Consider the following 17,417-nt stretch of genomic DNA (forward strand, 5'->3'; position numbering starts at 1 on the left):
GAGCGTGAACGGAGACCCGCCCGCGGGAGGGCCCGCCCGCCCTGCCGGGGACCCCGGCACGGCCGGGCCCGCCGGGGTCGCCGAAGCGCCCCCGCGCTTCGACGTCGTCTGTCTCGGCGAGTCCATGGTCACCTTCCTGCCCTCCCGGCCCGGCCGCCTCGCCGACGTGCCCTCCTTCACCCGCGCGATCGGTGGCGCCGAGTCCAACGTCGCCTGCGCGCTGGCCGCCGCCGGACACCGCGTCGCCTGGGTCGGCAGGGTGGGCCGGGACGGCTTCGGCGACCACCTCGTCGAGACGATCGGCGGCCACGGCGTCGACGTCACCGCCGTCGCGCGCGACCCGCACCGCCCGACCGGCGTCTACTTCCGCACCGACGCCGACCGGGCCACCGACGCCCACGAGGTGGTCTACCACCGGGCCGGTTCCGCCGCCTCCGCCATGTCGCCGACGACCGTCCCGTACGACACCGTCGCCGGCGCCCGGATCCTGCACCTCACCGGCATCACCGCCGCGCTTTCCGCCGACTGCCTCGCCCTCGTCCGCGAGCTCACCGAGCCCCGGCCCGGCCGCCCCCTGATCTCCTTCGACGTCAACCACCGCCCCGCGCTCTGGCGCGACAGCACCGCACCCGAGGTGCTGCTCGACCTCGCCAACCGTGCCGACCTCGTCTTCGTCGGCGCCGACGAGGCGCGGCGGCTGTGGGGGCTGCACGGCGCGCGGGCCGTCTGCGACGCCCTCCACCGGCCCGAGCTCGTCGTCCTCAAGCTCGGCAAGGGCGGCGCCGAGGTCAGCGACCGGAGCCCCGAGGCCCTCGCGGACATCGAGGACGCCGACGGCATCACCCACCTCGAACGCCCGCCCCGCGTCGACGTCGTCTCCACCATCGGCGCCGGGGACGCCTTCGCCGCCGGGTTCCTCTCCGCCACCCTCCGCGGCCTCGACATGAGGGCGCGGCTCCGCCACGGACACCTCGCGGCCGCCGCCACCCTCACCGTCCCCGGGGACCTTGCCGCCCCGCCCGGGCGCGCCCACGCCGACCGCCTCGTCGCGCTCGACGCGGACGCCTGGGGCAGACTGCACCTCGGCCCCGGCTGGACGGCGGCCGACCAGGAGGGACGTACGCCATGAGCCAGACCGTCGACCGCGCGCTGAGCATCCTGCCGCTGCTCGCGCAGGGCCCCGCCGACCTCGGACAGGTCGCCGAAACGCTCGGCGTCCACAAGTCCACCGCCCTGCGGCTGCTGCGCACCCTCCACGAACACGGCCTGGTCTACCGCCAGCAGGACCAGCGCTACCGCCTCGGCGCCCGTCTCTTCGCCCTCGCCCAGGAGGCCGTCGAGAACCTCGACGTCCGCGAGATCGCCCACCCCCACCTCGTCGCCCTCAACGAGAAGACCGGCCACACCGTCCACCTGGCCGTGTACGAGGAGGGCGAGGTCCTCTACATCGACAAGGTCGAGAGCCGCTACCCGGTCCGGATGTACTCCCGCATCGGCAAGCCCGTCGCCATTACCGTCGCGGCCGTCGCCAAGCTGCTCCTCGCAGACCTGCCCGAGCGCGAGCGGACCGCCCTCGCCCACAAGCTCGACTACCCCATGTACACGCCCCGTTCGATCCCCGACGCGGCCGCCTTCCTCCGGGAGCTGGCGACCGTACGCGAACAGGGCTGGGCCACCGACCTCGGCGGCCACGAGGAGTCCATCAACTGCGTCGGCGCCCCGATCCGCGGCGCCGACGGCCGGGCCGTCGCCGCCATGTCGGTCTCGGCCCCGAACGTCGTCGTCACCGCCGAGGAACTCCTCACCCTGCTCCCCCTGGTGCGCCGCACCGCCGACGCCATCAGCCGCGAGTACTCAGGCGCCACCCCACCCCCGAAGGATCACGCATGACCGAGAAGATCGCGCTCACCCCCGCCACCCACACCGCCCCGCCCGCGAAGTTCTCGCACGGTGTCAAGAAGGGCAACATCCTCCAGGTCGCCGGACAGGTCGGCTTCCTCCCCGCGGTCGAGGGGCAGGCCCCGACCGTCGCCGGGGCCACCCTGCGCGAGCAGACCCTCCAGACCTTCGCCAACGTCAAGGCGATCCTGGAGGAGGGCGGCGCGAGCTGGGACGACGTGATGATGATGCGCGTCTACCTCACGGACGTGGACCACTTCGCCGAGATGAACGAGATCTACAACGCGTACTTCGAGGAGCAGGGCCTCAAGGCCCCCGCCGCCGCCCGCACCACCGTCTACGTCGGCCTGCCGGCCGGGCTCCTCATCGAGATCGACGCGCTCGCCGTGCTGGGCTGACCGCTCAGCCGCCGCAGCCGCCGCCGCAGCCACCCCCGCCGCAGCCGCCGCCCGAAGAGGAGCTGCGGTCACGGGCCTTGCGGACCTCGCGGCGCAGCCGTTCGTTGCGGATCCCGGCCGTGCCGTACAGCGCCACCCGCATGCCGCCAGGGTCGGCGTGCAGCCCGCAGGCCGCCTCGTCGGCCCAGGAGGATTCGGTGACCGGGCCGTGGATCTCGCCCAGCCGCGCGAGCAGCGCGTCGGCCGCCGGGGTCCGCCGCCCGACCACGGGCAGACGGCCCCGGGGGGCGAGCACGAGCCCGGCGAGGAGCAGCCCGAGCGCCGTGTACGAGAGCGGGTTGAGCCAGGCGGCGCCGCCGCGCTCCTCGTACAGCCCGGTGCCGAGGAAGGCACACACGGCGCACAGGACGATGTGCAGCCGCCAGGCGAACCTCCAGCGCAGCAGCGGCCGGGCGGGGCCCAGCAGACCGTGTTCGACCAGCCGCAGATCGAGGGCGTCGGTCTCCTTCGCGGTCGCGAGGGCCGACATCTTCACCTTCTTGCCGGGCGGCGATCCGGCGGCGTGCAGCTGGTAGAGCCGGGTCAGCGCGACCCGCGGCGGACCGGCCATGAGCTGGGCGACGAGCAGGGGTTCGGCGGACTCCGGGGCGTACGGGGAGTCGGCGGCCACGCCCGGGCGGCGGGCGGCCGCGAGGGCCTGGAAGCGGCGCAGTACCAGCCAGGCGAGCGAGCCCACGGCCGCCGCGACCAGTATCGCGGCGAGCGTCACACCGTCGTCGTGCACAGGACGTTCCTTCCCCCGTCGACCTCGTACCACCAGTAGTAGTTGCGGTCGTCCCGGCTGCGGGAACAGAAGCCGTTCGGATAGGACTTCTGCGCCTTGTAGTAGCCGGTGATCTGCAGAATCGTGTTGTAGCCGGAGGGTACCTTGGTCGCGTTGCAGCTCCAGACGCCCATCAGCCGGGAGTCGCTGATGGTGGTGCCGTTGCGTTTGGCGACGAAGCACTCGCCCTTGTGGAACTGCCGCTCCACGCACAGCGAGGTGGCGAAGGAGTACCGCGATCCCGAGTGGTACCAGTAGTGCCGTCCCGTGCCGGTCGGGCAGCTGCCGAAGTTGACCCCCTCGCTCGCCCTGGTCACCCGGAGATAGGCGTTGGCGGCGCCGCAGCCGACGACGTGCGGGGTGGAGCTGGACCAGCGGCCGTAGCCGTCGTCGTAGACGTTGAGGCAGTCGCCGGTGTCGACGCTGCGGAAGGCCAGGTCCGTGCTGTCGGGCGTGGGGCTCGGCGGCGGGGTGTAGCGGTAACCGCCCGAGGACGAGCCTCCTGAGGACGAGCCGCCGCTGGAGGTGGTGTATCCGCTGGACGAGGTGTACCCGGAGCCGCCTGAGCTGGCAGAGGTCTTCGAACCGTCCGAGTCGGAGCCGTTGTTGAGGAAGTAGAGCATGACGGCGATCCCGATGATGACGGCGAGGACCGTGCCGCCGGTGATCCCGGACTTGGGGGACTGGGGCGGCGGAGCCGGGGCCGGCACCGGGACGGGCCTCGGGGTGCGCGGCGGCGACCCCTGACCAGGCGCCGAGCCCGCCCGGGCGCGGCCGCGCTCATGGGCGGCGCGGGCCCGCTCGGCCTCCTCGCGGGCCTGGCGGGCCCTGTCGGCCAGGAGGGCCGCCGCCCGCTCCCGCTCGGCCCGCAGCTCCCTTTCGCGCTGCTCGCGCTGTTCCCTCTCGGCGCGGGCCCGGTCCTGCGTGTACATCCGGGTGGGGCCGGGCGGCGGTACGGCTCCGGTGCGCTGGTCGACGGTGAGCGCCTCGGGGCCGCCGGTGCCGGGCCCGCTCTGGAACTGGCGGCCCTGCGTCGCGTACGCGCCGATCAGGTCCGTCCAGCGCGGCGGCAGCCAGCGGCCGCCGCCGGGGGAGTGCGGCAGCCCGGACAGGGAGGCGGTGAACTGGTCGAGCACGTCGCCGGGGCTGGGTCTGCCTTCGGGCCGGGCGGCGAGGCAGGGGCGGATCAGCGGGGTGAGTTCCTTGGGCAGGCCGGTCAGGTCCAGCTCGCCGCGCTGCACCCGCGACAGCAGCCGCAGGGTGTCGCCGTCCTCCGGGTACGGCGGCCGGCCCACCGCCAGATGGAAGAGGGTCGCGCCGAGCGAGTAGACGTCCGCGGCGGCCGTGGACTCCTCGCCGCGGGCCTGCTCGGGCGAGGTGAACGCGATCGTGCCGAGGGTGAGCTGGGTGCGGGTGATGTCGCTGGCGTGCGAGATGCCGAAGTCGATCAGCCGGGGCCCGGCCAGCGGCAGCAGGATGTTCTGCGGTTTGACGTCGCGGTGCACGATCCCCTGGCGGTGCAGGGTGACCAGCGCCTCGGCGGTGCCGGCGGCCACCCACCGTACGGCCGAGGCGGGCAGCACACCTTCGGTGCGGACCAGTTCGGCGAGCGAGGGGGCGGCGATGTACTCGATCGCCATCCAGGGGCGCTCGGCGGCCGCGTCCGCCTCCAGGACCCGGGCGGTGTAGGTGCTGTTGACCCGCTGGGCGAGCGCCACCTCGCGGGCGAAGCGGCGGCGGTCGGTGTCCGACACGACGCCTTCGGCGAGGAGGGTCTTGACGGCCACGAGCCGTCCGCCTCCGGTCCGTCCGAGATAGACCCTGCCCATACCGCCGGATCCCAGCCGGCCGAGCAGTTGGTACTGACCGAGCCGCTCCGGATCGTCCGAGCCGAGCGGCTGCACGCGTGCCCCAGCCATGCCGCACCTCCCCCTGCCGCAGCATTCCTGCGTCACCACAGTGCCACGGTGTGGGCGGGTGTTCCATGGGTCTCCCTGTCCGGGACGGAACTGGGACAGAGAGACCCACGCGGAACATCAACTGGTGCAGTACTGCTGTTCCTTGCCGATGGAGCGGTACATGCAGTCGGCGTTCTCCACGAGCTGGAGCACGGCGTCGCGGTTACGGCTCGTCTCGCGCTCGATCACCTCGTCGGGCGGGTAGAAACCGCCGCCGCCCCAGCCGGACGGATACATCTCGAAGGTGTAGCCGAAGATCTTCTGCGCGCCCCACAGCCAGTCGTCGATCGACCCGTCGGTGATGTAGAGGTCGCTGGACTGCTCGGGGGTGTAGCCGTTGCTGGCGGCCATCTTCTGGCCCACGGCGGCGAAGGCGTTGCGGTCGTCCTGGGTCATGCCGGGCGCGGTGTCCGCGTTGGTGTACCCGAACGGCCAGAGCACCAGCTCGCTGTAGGTGTGGAAGTCGATGCCGGCCTTGATCTGCTGCTTTCCGCCGACGACCCGGGAGCGGACGAAGTCGGCGACGACCTTCACCTCGGGGGCCGACTCGGGGTTCTTGCCGCGGTAGGTCTCGGAACTGAAGGAGCCCGAGGAGCCGCCGCAGCAGCCCCACTTGTAGTCCCAGTTGCGGTTCATGTCCGTACCGACGTAGCTGGAGCCGGTGTTGGGCTGGCGGTTCTTGCGCCAGCTGCGGTACGAGCCGGAGGCGATGTCGTACTCGCCGCCGTCCGGGTTGAGGTCCGGCACGATCCAGATCTCGCGGTTGTTGACGGCGTTGGTGATCCGGCTGTCGGAGCCGTAGCCCGCGCCGAACTCCCGCAGCAGGTAGAGCGCCATCTCGACCGTGAGGTGTTCACGGGCGTGCTGGTGGTGGGTGAAGAGGACCTCGGGCTCGTTCTCGTCGGTGGCGACGTTGTCGCTGATCTTGATGGCGACGATGTCCCGGCCCTGGTACGTCTTGCCGATGACCCGCTTGCTCATGATGTTCGGGTACTGCGCGAGACGCTGGTTGATCTCCGTGTTCATCTCGGCGTAGTTGTGGTAGCGCGAGTCGGCCGACGGGAAGTCCATGGGCTTCACGCCCGCGCCGCCGGTGCGGGCGGGCGGGGCGGGCAGCGCCTTGGGGGCGTAGCCGAGGGCCTTGAGCTTGCGCAGCTGGGCTTCGTTGGCGCTGACGACGATCGCGTGGTCGTCGGCCTCGTCGACGGAGACGCCGGTGGCCGCGACGGCGGTACGGTCGGCCGGGGTGGACGGGCCGTGGATCTCGTACTGCCGGATCGTCTCCTCGGCGGCCGCGGCGGAGCTCGCCGCGGCCGTGGCCGGACCGGATCCGGCCGAGGAGTCGGTGGCGGAGAGCGGCGCCGCCAGGGCGACCGCCAGAAGGGCCGCGAGGGTGGCGGACCTTCTTCCGCGGATGCGTAGTCGCATGCTGTCTCCTGGGTGGGGAGTGTGGGGGTGTGCGACGTGATGGTGCGGTTCCGCCACAGGATGGGGCGTTGGCATGCTCCGGTCAAGAGGGGTGGTTCGGCCAGTGGCGCCGCCCGGGTCAGGGGTGGCGCCACCGCATCACCCGTAGCGCTACGGGAGGTTGTGCACGTGCGGGCCGACCGCGTTGGACCAGGCGTTCCCGGCGGTCGCGTCCCAGTTGGTGGACCAGGTCATCGCGCCGCGCAGCGCCGGGTAGGTCTTCGACGGCTTGAAGGAGCCGCAGCCCGTCCCCCGGGTCAGGCAGTCGAGCGCGTTCTTCACGATCGACGGGTCGACGTAGCCGCTGCCCGCGCCCCGCGTCGATGCGGGCACCCCGAGCCCGACCTGCGAGGCGTCCAGGCCGCCCTCCAGCTGGATGCAGGCGAGCGCGGTCAGGAAGTCCACCGAGCCCTGCGCGTACACCTTGCCGTCGCAGCCCAGCATCGAACCGCTGTTGTAGTACTGCATGTTGACGACCGTGAGGATGTCCTTGACCGCCAGCGCCGTCTTGAAGTACTCGGTGCCGGTGTTCTGCATGTCGATGGTCTGCGGGGCCATCGTGAGCACCATCCCCGCCCCCGCCTTGGCGGAGAGCTGACGCAGCGCCTTCGTCAGGTACGTGGAGTTGATGCCGTGCTCCAGGTCGATGTCGACCCCGCTGAAGCCGTACTCCTGCATCAGGGCGTACGCGCTGTTCGCGAACGCCGTCGCGGAGGCGTCGCTGTTGATGGTGACGTTGCCCTTCTCGCCGCCCACCGAAATGATCACCGACTTGCCGGCGGCCTTCTTCGCCGCGATGTCCGCCTTGAAGTCGGCGACCGAGGCGTAGCCGACGGCCGGGTCGAGGCTGAAGACGATCTGGCCCGGCGTCGCGGTCGAGTCGGCGAACGACACGGCGATGATGTCGTACTGCGCCTGCACGTCCCGCAGCTTCTGCACGGTGGCGCCGTTGTTGAAGTTCTGCCAGTAGCCGGTCAGGGCGTGCCGGGGCACCGCCGGGTTCGGGTTCTGGCCGCCGGGGCTGGTCCGCCCGTTCACCGCAGCCGACTTCACGGACTCACCGGCCGCGTTGGTCGACGAGACCTGGAACTGGTACGCGGTGTCCGCGGCGAGCCCGCTCACGGTCGCCGACGTCCCGGTCACCGACTGGACCTTCGTGCCGTCGCGGTAGACGTGGTAGCCGGTGGCGCCGCTCGCGCCGTTCCAGCTCAGCGCGACGGACGAGGAGGTGACCGCGCCCACCGCGAGCCCGGCGGGCGCGGGCGGCACGACCGGGTCGGGGTCCTGCCCGCCGCCCCCGTCCGGCCCGAAGACCGACACGTCGTCGACGTGGTACGCGCTCTGCCCGTACCAGCCGTGCGTGTACACCGTCACCGACGTGGTGTTCGCGCCGGTGGTGAACGTGGTGGTCAGCTGCTTCCAGGTGGTGCTGTCCGGCGTCCAGGTCGACACGTCGGTGGTGCCCGTGCCGCTCGCGCCGAGGTAGGCGTACCCGCCGCGCACCCAGGCGCTGAGCGTGTACGTCGAGCTCGGCTTCACGGTCACGACCTGGCCGCACCGGGCATTGTCCTGCCCGGCCGGGGTCGCCTTGAGGGCGCCGGCGCCGGTGCGTACGGGCGAGGACACGACCGTCCCGCTGCCCGCCGAACAGCTCCAGTTGCTCAGCCCGGCCTCGAAGCCGGCGTTCTTGGCGACGTTCACATCGGCGGCCCGCGCGACCCCGGCGCCGCCGACGAGGGCGAGCCCGGACCCGACGGCGAGGGCCAGGGCGCCGCCGAGCAGGGCGTGCGCGCGTCTGCGCGGGCGGGCGTGGGGCGTGTGTGTGGTGCGGTCCACTGACGGCCTCCGGTGGGGGAGTTGGGGGTGTGGAGGGGGAGGGAACGGTGGCCACCGCTGGGGCTACAAGGTGGTCCAGACCAATGGGGTTGTCAAGACCTCTGACGCAAGCCCGCACGCGAAAGGGCCCCCGCCGCGGCGGAGGCCCTGGCCCGAAACAGCCTTCTTGTCACTCACTCCTCGGCGCGCAACCGGTCTCCGACGTACCCCGCCGCACACCCCACCACCAGCACCGCGAGCGACATCGCCACACTCATCACCCCCAGATCACGCCACGGCAGGCCCGCCGCGATCGCGTACGACACCAGCTGCGCGACCACCGGCACCGCGAACGCCGCACTCATGTGCTGCACCGGCGAGTCCCGGTACGGCTCCGCGTGCACCCGCGCGGCCACCCACACCGACAGCGCGATGCACACCGCGTTCGGCAGATGGACCAGCCACATCACACCGCCGAAGCTCTCCAGACGCTCCGGGCTCGCGAACGTCTCGTAGAAATAGGCGACCTGGACGTACGACGTGAGCATCAGGACCACGAGGCCCGCCCCCCACGCCTTCATCAGCGCGAAGAACGGCTTCCCCGCGGGGCGGGCGGGCGAGTGGTGGTGTCCGTAGTACGACATGGAAATCCCTGGAGTACGAGGTGGGGGGAAGGGGGATCAGCCGAAGATCTCGTAGAGCAGCACGGTGGTGAAGACCAGGAAGCCGAGCCCGCATCCGGCGACCAGCGCGGTACTCGACAGCACCGGCGACCAGCTGCCCCGGCCCGCGATGGTCGCCGTACGCTCCGGGGCCGCCGGATCGTAGGTGACGGTGACGGCCGTACCGGTGCGCATCGCAAAGCCGGCGAAGTCCTCGAACTCGACGGTCCTGCCGTCCTCGGTACGGAAGGCGAAGTGGTACTCCCGGGCGTCGGAGTCGCTGTGCGGACGGCGGATCCGCACACACTCCCCGGTGGTGCGCACCCCGCGGCGCAGCGTCCGCACCACCGTCGCCAGCCGCAGCGCGTACCTCACCGCGATGAACCCGAAGAACGCCGCCAGGAACCCGTAGAGGAGGTACTCGCCGCCCGGGACCCGCATCCCTAGTGCACCTCGATCGACTCGATGATCTTCTGGAGGTCGGCGTCGTCGAGGACGCCCTTCTGGGCGTCGATCCGCACTGCGAACGTCACGTCCTTGGAGTCGAGACCGGTCACGATCGTGCCGCGCACCCGCGTCCCGGCGACCGGGGTGTTCTCCTTGCCGCTGGAGGTGAACGCGAAGTCGACCCGCTTGGCATCGTCCGCCCCCGCGATCTCGACGTCCTTCGTACCCTCGATCGTGGAGCCCAACTGCACCCCCGCCTCGGCCCCGATCGCCGCCTCCTCGGCCGAGTCGGCGTTGGTGAAGTCCAGCTGGACCGTGATCATGCCGACGGTCCGGCCCCCCTCGGTGAGCGTGGCCGCGGCGGCGTTGTACTTGCTCCGCTCACCCGCGCCCTGCTCCTTGAACCCCTTGGGGTACGCGACGTCGACCCCGGCCGTCCGCAGCTCCCCCCAGCCCTGAGGCACCACGGCCGTGGCGGCGTCCTCGCCCCCGCAGCCGGTGAGGACGGCGCTCGCGAGGAGCGCGGCGCCGACGGCCGCCGCGGCGCGCCGGCCGGTCCTGATGATCATGGCTTCCCCACTTCTGTCGTACGGGTGGCGTGCACGGTCGTCCGGATCAGTTCGCACAGTAGCTGTACGGAACATATGACCGCTGGTCGCCTCGGGGCGCGCCCAGGAACTGCGCGTCGTTGAGCATTTCCTCCTTCTTCTCGGTGCTCACCGAGAAGCCGAGGCTGAGGCCGAGGTTCAGATCGAAGCCGTACTCCGCCGCGTCCGTCGTGCCGGTGTACCGCGTCTTGCTGGACTTGCCCTTGTCGAAGAGCAGCTGACCGAAGGGGTCGTCGGCGCCCGGCCGTTTGGTGGGGGCGTGCTCGTCGAACATGTAGGTGAAGGGCGCGGTGTTGTCGCCGTAGCCGTCCAGCCACTTCTCGGCGACCGCGCGGTCGGCGTCGCCCTCGGGGCCGGTGGGGAAGGTGACGGTGTTGGTGTAGACGTCGATACCGGTCTCGGTGTCGGTGCCCTTCCCGCCGACGCTGCCGTCCTTCTTGTCGTCGTCCTTCTTGCCGTTGTCGCCCTTGACCTTGGCGCCGTCCTTGGTCGCGCCCTTCTCGACGGTCCGGATCATGTCGATGCGGATGATCTTCCCGGTGGTCTTGTCCTTGGTGACCGTGATCGTGCCGGTCTGGGTGGTGTTGGCGGAGGACTCGCCGTTGATCGCGCCCGCCTCGTAGCCGACCTTCGTGCCGTACTCGATCGAGGCGGAGTAGGTGTAGGACTTGTTGTTCTTGTACTTGTTGTCGGTCCAGGTCACCTCGGGGGTGATCTTGGCGTTGCCGCCCAGCGTGGCGCTGAGCTTCTTGTCGTCCCCGGCCGAGATCTTGATGCCGCCGGCCACCGATCCCTCGACGCCGATCTTGCCGTAGCTGATCTGCCGGTTGTTGCCGAGATCCCGCTCGATCCGCTTGCGGGTCTCCTCCTCGTCCTTGAGGGGACCCTTGCCGAACCAGTAGAGGATGCTGTCGCCGACGCTGGCCTCGGCGCCGCCGGGGGACTTGCGCCGGATCTCGTACATCTTGAGCTTCTCGATGTCGTCCCGGAAGCGTTTGGCCTCGTCCTCGCTCTCGAAGACCCAGGTGTCTCCGTTGGTGACCTTGATTCCGGCACCCAGCTCGATCTTGTCCGAGCCGAGCTTGCCTATCTTGGCCTTGGGGGAGAAGTCCTTCTTCGCCCCGAGCGACGCGGCATCGGTGAAGGTGACCATGATGAGCTCGTCCTTGTCGTTGACCACCCCGTCCTTGTTGATGTCGGTCTTCGTCTTGAAACGCTGCTCCTGGAAGCCGTACTCCTGTCCCCATTCGATGAACAGGAACTTCGCCTTGGCGCCGGCCTTGTCGCTGATCGCGGAGATCTGGCAGAGCGGTGGCTCGAAATCGCCGTCCTGGGGTGGCGCGGCGGTGTCCTGGGTCCCGCCGCCGCAGTTGGTGCCGCCGGTGAGCCGGCAGATCTCGGCGGCGATCTTGCCGGCGATCTGCGCCCCGATGCCGGTGGTCGTCAGCGCGCCGATGACAGCGGCGGCCACCACGACGGTCCCCATGTACTCGGTGGCGGTGGCGCCCCGGTCCGACCGCAGCAGCCCCCGCGCCGGCGGTATCCGGCCCCCCTCAGTCATTCCGATGCCCTCCGTGTCACTGCCGCCGAGCCCGAAGGCCACCCCCGGGGCGGGTGCCCCTGTGGCCGCTGGTCGGCGGCGAGCCTAGTGAGGCGTACGGCAGGAGGCATGGGCCCTCGGGCCCACTGCGGGGCCCAACTCATCCTGGGTCGGGCCCCAATGATCCGCACCCTTTAAACCACCCGAACGCGTGATTCCGCATTCATATGAACGTCATCGGGGAACCGCCTTCGCCGGGTGATTCACCGGCGCAATTCCGCGGTCGTTTCCCCTTCACCTTTCGAATGGATCACGAAGGGGATCGAATGTTTACCGAAGGTGCCGCCCGCTCTGTCCGACTTTGATGGCGAAAGATGCTCAAGTTGGTTCCTGGGGTCAAAGATTGGGTGTTCACTGCCCAGTAAGTCGTGGCTAAAGTGCAGATGCAGCCGCACTGCGCAGTACACGATCTGCGGTCACCGGAGTACCGGAGACCGGAGTGGACGGGGAACCAGAAGTGCCGACAGCGATTGCGGTCACCAGTGCTGACCTGGTGCTTCCGCCGACCGACCAACAGACACCCACAGCAGCCGTGTTCCGGGCGCCGGACGTCCAGCCCCTGGAATCCGCGCTGGCCGACATGCAGATCCTGCTGGAGCAGCACGGATACGTCGTCGTGGTGTGCCCGTCATCGGTCGACCCCGCCCTTGAGCAGCGGCTGCACGCCGTCCGCTCCATCATGGAGAGCGACCGGGTCGCCCTGCTCAAGTCCAGCCTCCCGCCGCTCGGGATCGCCGTCCTCGTACGGCAGTTGCGCCAGCTCTCCATCTGCGACTTCAGCCCCGGCGTCGTCGCCTCCGCGGCCCGACTGCTCTCCCACTACATCTACGCGGGAGCCGTCCTCAACTCCGTCGCCCGGCTCGACCGCGTACCCGTCAGCCTCAAGACCCACCTCAAGGGCTGGATGCCCGGCACGCAGTTCGCCGTACTCGCCGCCCCCACCCCCCAGCTCCTCAAGATCGCCCCGGACACCGAAGCCCTCGCGGGACCGGAGTTCACCACCCAGCTCCTGCTGGCCAAAGGCCAGTTGCAGTCCGACTGGCCCACCACCGTCCTCGCCCCCGCGTGGCAGGTCCAGGGCATCCAGGAAGCGGCACTCCCCGCCGACTCACCCCGCTGGTGGGGCACCGGCAAGCTGGTGGAGTTCGCCGCCTACCTCCCGGACATCTCCGTCCTCTACCAACTGGTTGCCTCCGTACGGCGCGAGAAATGCCACTGGTGCGGCATGGAACTCATAGGCGACCGCTGCGGCTTCTGCTCCGCGCCGCTCCCCACGGCCGAGAACCACACGCCCCCCGACCGTGTCCCATAAGGAGGGGGCGACCGCTCGCCCCCTCGTCCCTCTCGTGCCCTGTACGTCCCCCGTCCGCTCACGGCATCCGATCGAGGTTGTACGGCCATGAACTCCCGCCAGCGCCGCGGCGTCATACTCCTGCTGCTGTCCGTCCTGTGCGCCTTCGGTGCCTTCGCCGGTGTGCTCTCGGTGATCAGCGACGCGAACTCCAAGGTCGGCCCCGAAGTGTCGGCGTACCGCGTCAAGAGCGAAGTGGTGCCCTACACGGCGCTCAACACCGGCCAGTTCGAGAAGATCACGATGCCCAAGCGCTGGCTCTCGAAGAACGCCGTCACGGATATCTCCGACATCAACGGCAAGATCGCCATCACCCGGCTGCAACCCGGCTCGCTCCTGCAGAACGACATGATCGTCAAACGCCCGGCCCTCCAGCCCGGCGAACAGGAGATCGCCATCATGATCGACGCCGCCACCGGCGTGGCCGGCAAGATCACCCCCGGCGCGACGGTGAACATCTACGCCACCTTCGCCGGCGAGCGCGAGGGCGAACCCGCCCAGTCGAAGATCATCGTCAACAACGCCAAGGTCCTCGACGTCGGCAAACTCACCGCCCTAAACCCCGACAAGGACGACCGGGGCGGCCGCGGCTCCGAAGCCGTACCGATCACCTTCGCCCTCAACACCCTCAACACCCAGCGCGTCGCCTACGCCGAGTCGTTCGCCCAGCATGTCCGCCTCGCGCTGGTCGCCCCCGGCAGCGACACCACCATCCGCCCGGGCGACCGCACGTACACGCTCGACAAGGACAAGTGAGGATGGGATGACGACCAGAATCCTCCCGGCCGTCGGGGACCCCGACGCGGCCCGGTCCGTCACCACTCTGCTCAGCCAGCTGCCCGACGCGGAGCCGGCGGCTCCGGTCACCGACTCCACCCAGCTCATCGACACCCTCGCCCGGCTGGCCGGGGAGTCCCTCGACGAGCTGCCCGAAGTCGTGCTGGTCCACGAGCGGATCGGTCCGGTCCCGGCGCTGGAACTGATCCGGGAGGTGGCCCTGCGCTTCCCCGCCGTCGGGGTCGTGCTCATCACCGCCGACGCCAGCCCCGGCCTCTTCTCCGCCGCCATGGACTCCGGCGCCCGCGGCCTCGCCGCCCTGCCCCTCAGCTACGAGGAGCTCGCCCACCGCGTCCAGGCCGCCGCCCAATGGTCCGTCGGCGTCCGCCGCCACCTCGGCTCCGGCGCCGACGTCTTCACCGGACCCGGCGGTACGGTCGTCACGGTCACCGGCGCCAAGGGCGGCGTCGGCACCACCGTCACCGCCGTCCAGCTCGCCCTCGCGGCCCGCACCTCCGGCCGCACCGTCGCCCTCGCCGACTTGGACCTCCAGGCCGGCGACGTCGCCTCCTACCTGGACGTACAGTTCCGCCGCTCCGTCGTCGACCTGGCCGCCATCACCGACATATCCCCGCGCGTGCTCCAGGACGCCGTCTTCACCCACGAGACCGGCATGGCCCTGCTCCTCGCCCCCGGCGAGGGCGAACGCGGCGAAGAGGTCTCCGAGCGGTCCGTACGCCAGATCATCAGCGCCCTGCGCTCCCGCTACGAGATCGTCGTCGTCGACTGCGGCACCCAGATGAACGGCGCCAACGCCGCCGCCGTCGAAATGGCCGACATCGCGCTGCTGGTCACCACCCCCGACGTCGTCGCGGTCCGCGCGGCCAAGCGCATCGTCCGGATGTGGGACCGCCTCCAGATCCGCAAGGCGGAGGAGACCCTCACCCTCGTCAACCGCTACAACCGCTCGACCGAGATCCAGCCGCCGCTGATCCAGAAGATCACCGGCACCCGCATGGCCGGCATCGCGATCCCCGCCGCCTTCAAGGAACTCCAGGGTGTGGTGGACGCGGGGAGGATGCATGAACTGGACGCCAAGTCCACGGTGAAGCAGGCACTGTGGGGACTGGCGGGCGAGCTCGGACTGGTGAAGGCACCGGCGGGCCCGGAGAAGCAGGGAAAGGCGCGCAACGACCGGGGCTCCGTGGGATTCCGCCGACGCCCGTCGAGGAACGAGGGGGCGAGCTGACCCATGGGGCATCGGGGGATGGCAGCAGCGGAGGGCATACGCCGAGAGACAGGGCGGGACCGCGCACGGCGCCCTGCCTGGCGTGAGTCCGTACGCAGGGGGGTGCGGCACGAGTCCGTACGCCGAGCGGCACGGCACGGGTCCGTATGCCAAGGGGCACGTCGGGAGCTCGTACGCCGAGCGGCGCCGCACGAGTCCGTACGCCGAGCGGCGCGGCGGGACCGCGGTCAGGTGGCCGTCGAGTTCCTCGGTACCGTCCCGCTGATCCTGCTGACGCTCGTCCTGCTGTGGCAGTTCGTGCTGGTCGGGTACACCTTCACGCTGGCCGGCAACGCCGCCGACGAGGCCGCCCGCGACGCCGCCCTCACCCACGCCACCTACCGGCAGGCGACCTGCGAGGAGTCGGCCCGCGACAAGCTCCCCGCCTCCTGGATCCGCCACGACGTGGCCGACTGCACCACCGACGGGGCCGACCACATGGTCGACGCCACCGTCGCCCTGCGGGTCCCCGTGCTCTTCCCCGGCGCCATCGACTTCCCCTTCACGGTCACGGCGGAGGCCTCCGCCGTACTGGAAGAGAGGTACTGACATGAGCGGGCCGAAGAAGCGGGCGCGGCGCGGCGGGGACCGCGGGCAGGTCGCCGTCGAATACCTCGGCTTCCTCCCCATCCTGCTGCTCCTCGCTCTGGTCGGCGTACAGATGGGCCTCGCCGCCTACGCCGCCCAGCAGGCCGGGACGGCGGCCCGGGTGGCGGCCCGTACCGCCACCCACGACGGGACGGACATGTCGCCGAAGCGGGCCGGTGAGGAAGCGGTGAGCGACTGGCTCGATGTCGACGTACGCGTGGAGCAGCCGTGGGGAGGAGACGAGGTGGAGGCGGAGGCGACCGTACGGATCCCCTCGGTGATCCCCGGCTTCGAACCGGGGGACGTGGCGAGAACCGCGACCCTCCCCACCGACTAGGCCGACCGCGCCGACCGAGCCGACCCATTGAGCACGTACGGACTGAGGAGCACACGATCCATGAGTCTGCGGGCACGCATCACCGCCCCTGAGGAGGACAGCGGCGGGCGCGAGGACGGCCATCTGGTCGCCGCCTTCCGCGCCAAACTGCTGGAGGAGATCGACCTCGCCGAAATGTCCGCGCTCGCCGCCGCCGAACGGCGCGCCCGGCTCGAACGCGTCCTCGGTCACATCATCAGCCGCGAAGGCCCCGTCCTCTCCACCGTCGAACGGGCCCAGCTGATCCGCCGCGTCGTCGACGAGGCCCTCGGCCTCGGCGTCCTCGAACCCCTCCTCGAAGACGCCTCCATCACCGAAATCATGGTCAACGGCCCCGACCAGATCTTCATCGAACGTGCCGGCCGGGTCGAACTCCTCCCGCTCCGCTTCGCCTCCCACGACCAGCTGATGCAGACCATCGAACGCATCGTCTCCACCGTCAACCGGCGCGTCGACGAGGCGAACCCGATGGTCGACGCCCGACTGCCCTCCGGGGAACGCGTCAACGTCATCATCCCGCCGCTCTCGCTCTCCGGCGCGACCCTCACCATCCGGCGCTTCCCCCGCGCCTACACCCTGCACGAGATGATCGGCCTCGGCTCCCTGGACGAGCAGATGCTGATCCTGCTCTCCGGCCTCGTCCAGGCGAAGTTCAACGTCATCGTCTCCGGCGCCACCGGCACCGGAAAGACGACCCTCCTCAACGCGCTCTCCGGACTCATCCCCGAAGGCGAACGCGTCATCACCATCGAGGACTCCGCCGAACTCCAGCTCCAGCAGTCACACGTCATCCGCCTGGAGACCCGCCCCCCGAACGTCGAAGGCAAAGGCCAGATCACCATCCGCGACCTGGTCCGCAACTCCCTGCGCATGCGCCCCGACCGCATCATCGTCGGTGAGGTCCGAGGCGGCGAGACCCTCGACATGCTCCAGGCCATGTCCACCGGTCACGACGGCTCCCTCGCCACCGTCCACGCCAACAGCGCCGAGGACGCGCTCATGCGCCTGCAGACCCTCGCCTCCATGTCCGAGGTCAAGATCCCCTTCGAGGCGCTCCAGGACCAGATCAACAGCGCCGTCGACGTCATCGTCCAGCTCACCCGTAACGCCGACGGCACCCGCAAGATCAGCGAGATCGGCGTCCTCGCCTCCCGCGGCCGCGAACGCTTCGCCATCGCCACCGTCTGCCGCTTCCACGCCCAGCCCATGGCCGCCGACGGCAGGGTCTACGGCACCTTCGAGTACCACCCGCTCCCGCGCCGCGTCGCCGAGCGGCTCTACATGGCCAGTCAGCCCATCCCGCAGGCCTTCGGCGTCGCATCGACCGCCGAAGAGCTCGCCCTCAGAGAAGCCCAGTAGG

At 70.5% G+C, this 17,417-nt stretch carries 17 protein-coding genes; 9 read left to right on the forward strand and 8 right to left on the reverse strand.

Features of this window, described 5'->3' with window-relative positions:
* The first annotated feature begins 4 nt into the window (after positions 1–4).
* The 3 genes from ACZ7LT_RS20260 to ACZ7LT_RS20270 are packed head-to-tail and all read left to right on the forward strand — an operon-like array spanning position 5 to position 2,297.
* Positions 5–1,129: a sugar kinase gene (locus ACZ7LT_RS20260; protein ID WP_471237410.1), complete on the forward strand. Its 1,125-nt coding sequence runs from the start codon at positions 5–7 to the stop codon at positions 1,127–1,129.
* A complete protein-coding gene (locus ACZ7LT_RS20265) occupies positions 1,126–1,890 on the forward strand; it encodes an IclR family transcriptional regulator (RefSeq protein WP_471237411.1) in 765 nt (254 codons plus the stop codon). The genes ACZ7LT_RS20260 and ACZ7LT_RS20265 overlap by 4 nt, the downstream gene beginning before the upstream one ends.
* A complete protein-coding gene (locus tag ACZ7LT_RS20270) occupies positions 1,887–2,297 on the forward strand; it encodes a RidA family protein (RefSeq protein ID WP_471237412.1) in 411 nt (136 codons plus the stop codon). The genes ACZ7LT_RS20265 and ACZ7LT_RS20270 overlap by 4 nt, the downstream gene beginning before the upstream one ends.
* Positions 2,298–2,301: 4 nt before the next feature.
* Here the strand turns inward: ACZ7LT_RS20270 and ACZ7LT_RS20275 are convergent, their stop codons facing one another.
* The 8 genes from ACZ7LT_RS20275 to ACZ7LT_RS20310 all read right to left on the reverse strand — a co-directional run bounded on the left by ACZ7LT_RS20275 (position 2,302) and on the right by ACZ7LT_RS20310 (position 11,638).
* Positions 2,302–3,081 (reverse strand): hypothetical protein, encoded by a 780-nt coding sequence (locus ACZ7LT_RS20275; RefSeq protein ID WP_471237413.1) that lies wholly within the window; start codon positions 3,079–3,081, stop codon positions 2,302–2,304.
* Positions 3,063–5,039, reverse strand: a complete 1,977-nt coding sequence (locus ACZ7LT_RS20280) for a serine/threonine-protein kinase (RefSeq protein WP_471237414.1) — start codon at positions 5,037–5,039, stop codon at positions 3,063–3,065. Before ACZ7LT_RS20280 ends, ACZ7LT_RS20275 begins: the two co-directional genes overlap by 19 nt.
* Before the next feature lie 117 nt (positions 5,040–5,156).
* Positions 5,157–6,506 (reverse strand): M14 family metallopeptidase, encoded by a 1,350-nt coding sequence (locus ACZ7LT_RS20285; protein ID WP_471237415.1) that lies wholly within the window; start codon positions 6,504–6,506, stop codon positions 5,157–5,159.
* A gap of 150 nt (positions 6,507–6,656) precedes the next feature.
* Positions 6,657–8,381, reverse strand: a complete 1,725-nt coding sequence (locus ACZ7LT_RS20290) for a chitinase (protein ID WP_471237416.1) — start codon at positions 8,379–8,381, stop codon at positions 6,657–6,659.
* Positions 8,382–8,554: 173 nt separating this feature from the next.
* Complete coding sequence (locus ACZ7LT_RS20295) at positions 8,555–9,004, reverse strand: hypothetical protein (RefSeq protein WP_471237417.1); 450 nt, start codon at positions 9,002–9,004, stop codon at positions 8,555–8,557.
* A gap of 36 nt (positions 9,005–9,040) precedes the next feature.
* Positions 9,041–9,463 (reverse strand): DUF3592 domain-containing protein, encoded by a 423-nt coding sequence (locus ACZ7LT_RS20300; protein ID WP_471237418.1) that lies wholly within the window; start codon positions 9,461–9,463, stop codon positions 9,041–9,043.
* A 2-nt stretch (positions 9,464–9,465) separates the two neighbouring features.
* Entirely contained in the window at positions 9,466–10,038 is a 573-nt protein-coding gene (locus ACZ7LT_RS20305) for a hypothetical protein (protein WP_471237419.1), read from the reverse strand.
* 46 nt (positions 10,039–10,084) lie between these two features.
* On the reverse strand, positions 10,085–11,638 hold the full coding sequence (locus tag ACZ7LT_RS20310) for a hypothetical protein (RefSeq protein WP_471237420.1): 1,554 nt from the start codon (positions 11,636–11,638) through the stop codon (positions 10,085–10,087).
* A 496-nt stretch (positions 11,639–12,134) separates the two neighbouring features.
* On the opposite strand from ACZ7LT_RS20310, the gene ACZ7LT_RS20315 reads away from it, so the two are divergent.
* The 6 genes from ACZ7LT_RS20315 (at position 12,135) to ACZ7LT_RS20340 (ending at position 17,416) form a co-directional block, all read left to right on the forward strand.
* Entirely contained in the window at positions 12,135–12,989 is an 855-nt protein-coding gene (locus ACZ7LT_RS20315; protein ID WP_471237421.1) for a hypothetical protein, read from the forward strand.
* Positions 12,990–13,076: 87 nt separating this feature from the next.
* Positions 13,077–13,784: a Flp pilus assembly protein CpaB gene (gene cpaB, locus ACZ7LT_RS20320; RefSeq protein WP_189204102.1), complete on the forward strand. Its 708-nt coding sequence runs from the start codon at positions 13,077–13,079 to the stop codon at positions 13,782–13,784.
* A gap of 7 nt (positions 13,785–13,791) precedes the next feature.
* Complete coding sequence (locus ACZ7LT_RS20325) at positions 13,792–15,054, forward strand: AAA family ATPase (protein WP_471237422.1); 1,263 nt, start codon at positions 13,792–13,794, stop codon at positions 15,052–15,054.
* Between the two features lie 231 nt (positions 15,055–15,285).
* On the forward strand, positions 15,286–15,642 hold the full coding sequence (locus ACZ7LT_RS20330; protein ID WP_471237423.1) for a TadE/TadG family type IV pilus assembly protein: 357 nt from the start codon (positions 15,286–15,288) through the stop codon (positions 15,640–15,642).
* A 1-nt stretch (position 15,643) separates the two neighbouring features.
* Complete coding sequence (locus ACZ7LT_RS20335; protein WP_471237424.1) at positions 15,644–16,018, forward strand: TadE/TadG family type IV pilus assembly protein; 375 nt, start codon at positions 15,644–15,646, stop codon at positions 16,016–16,018.
* 60 nt (positions 16,019–16,078) lie between these two features.
* A complete protein-coding gene (locus tag ACZ7LT_RS20340; RefSeq protein WP_471237425.1) occupies positions 16,079–17,416 on the forward strand; it encodes a CpaF family protein in 1,338 nt (445 codons plus the stop codon).
* Position 17,417: the final 1 nt, after the last annotated feature.

It is taken from the genome of Streptomyces sp. NPDC039465 (genome assembly GCF_055639315.1).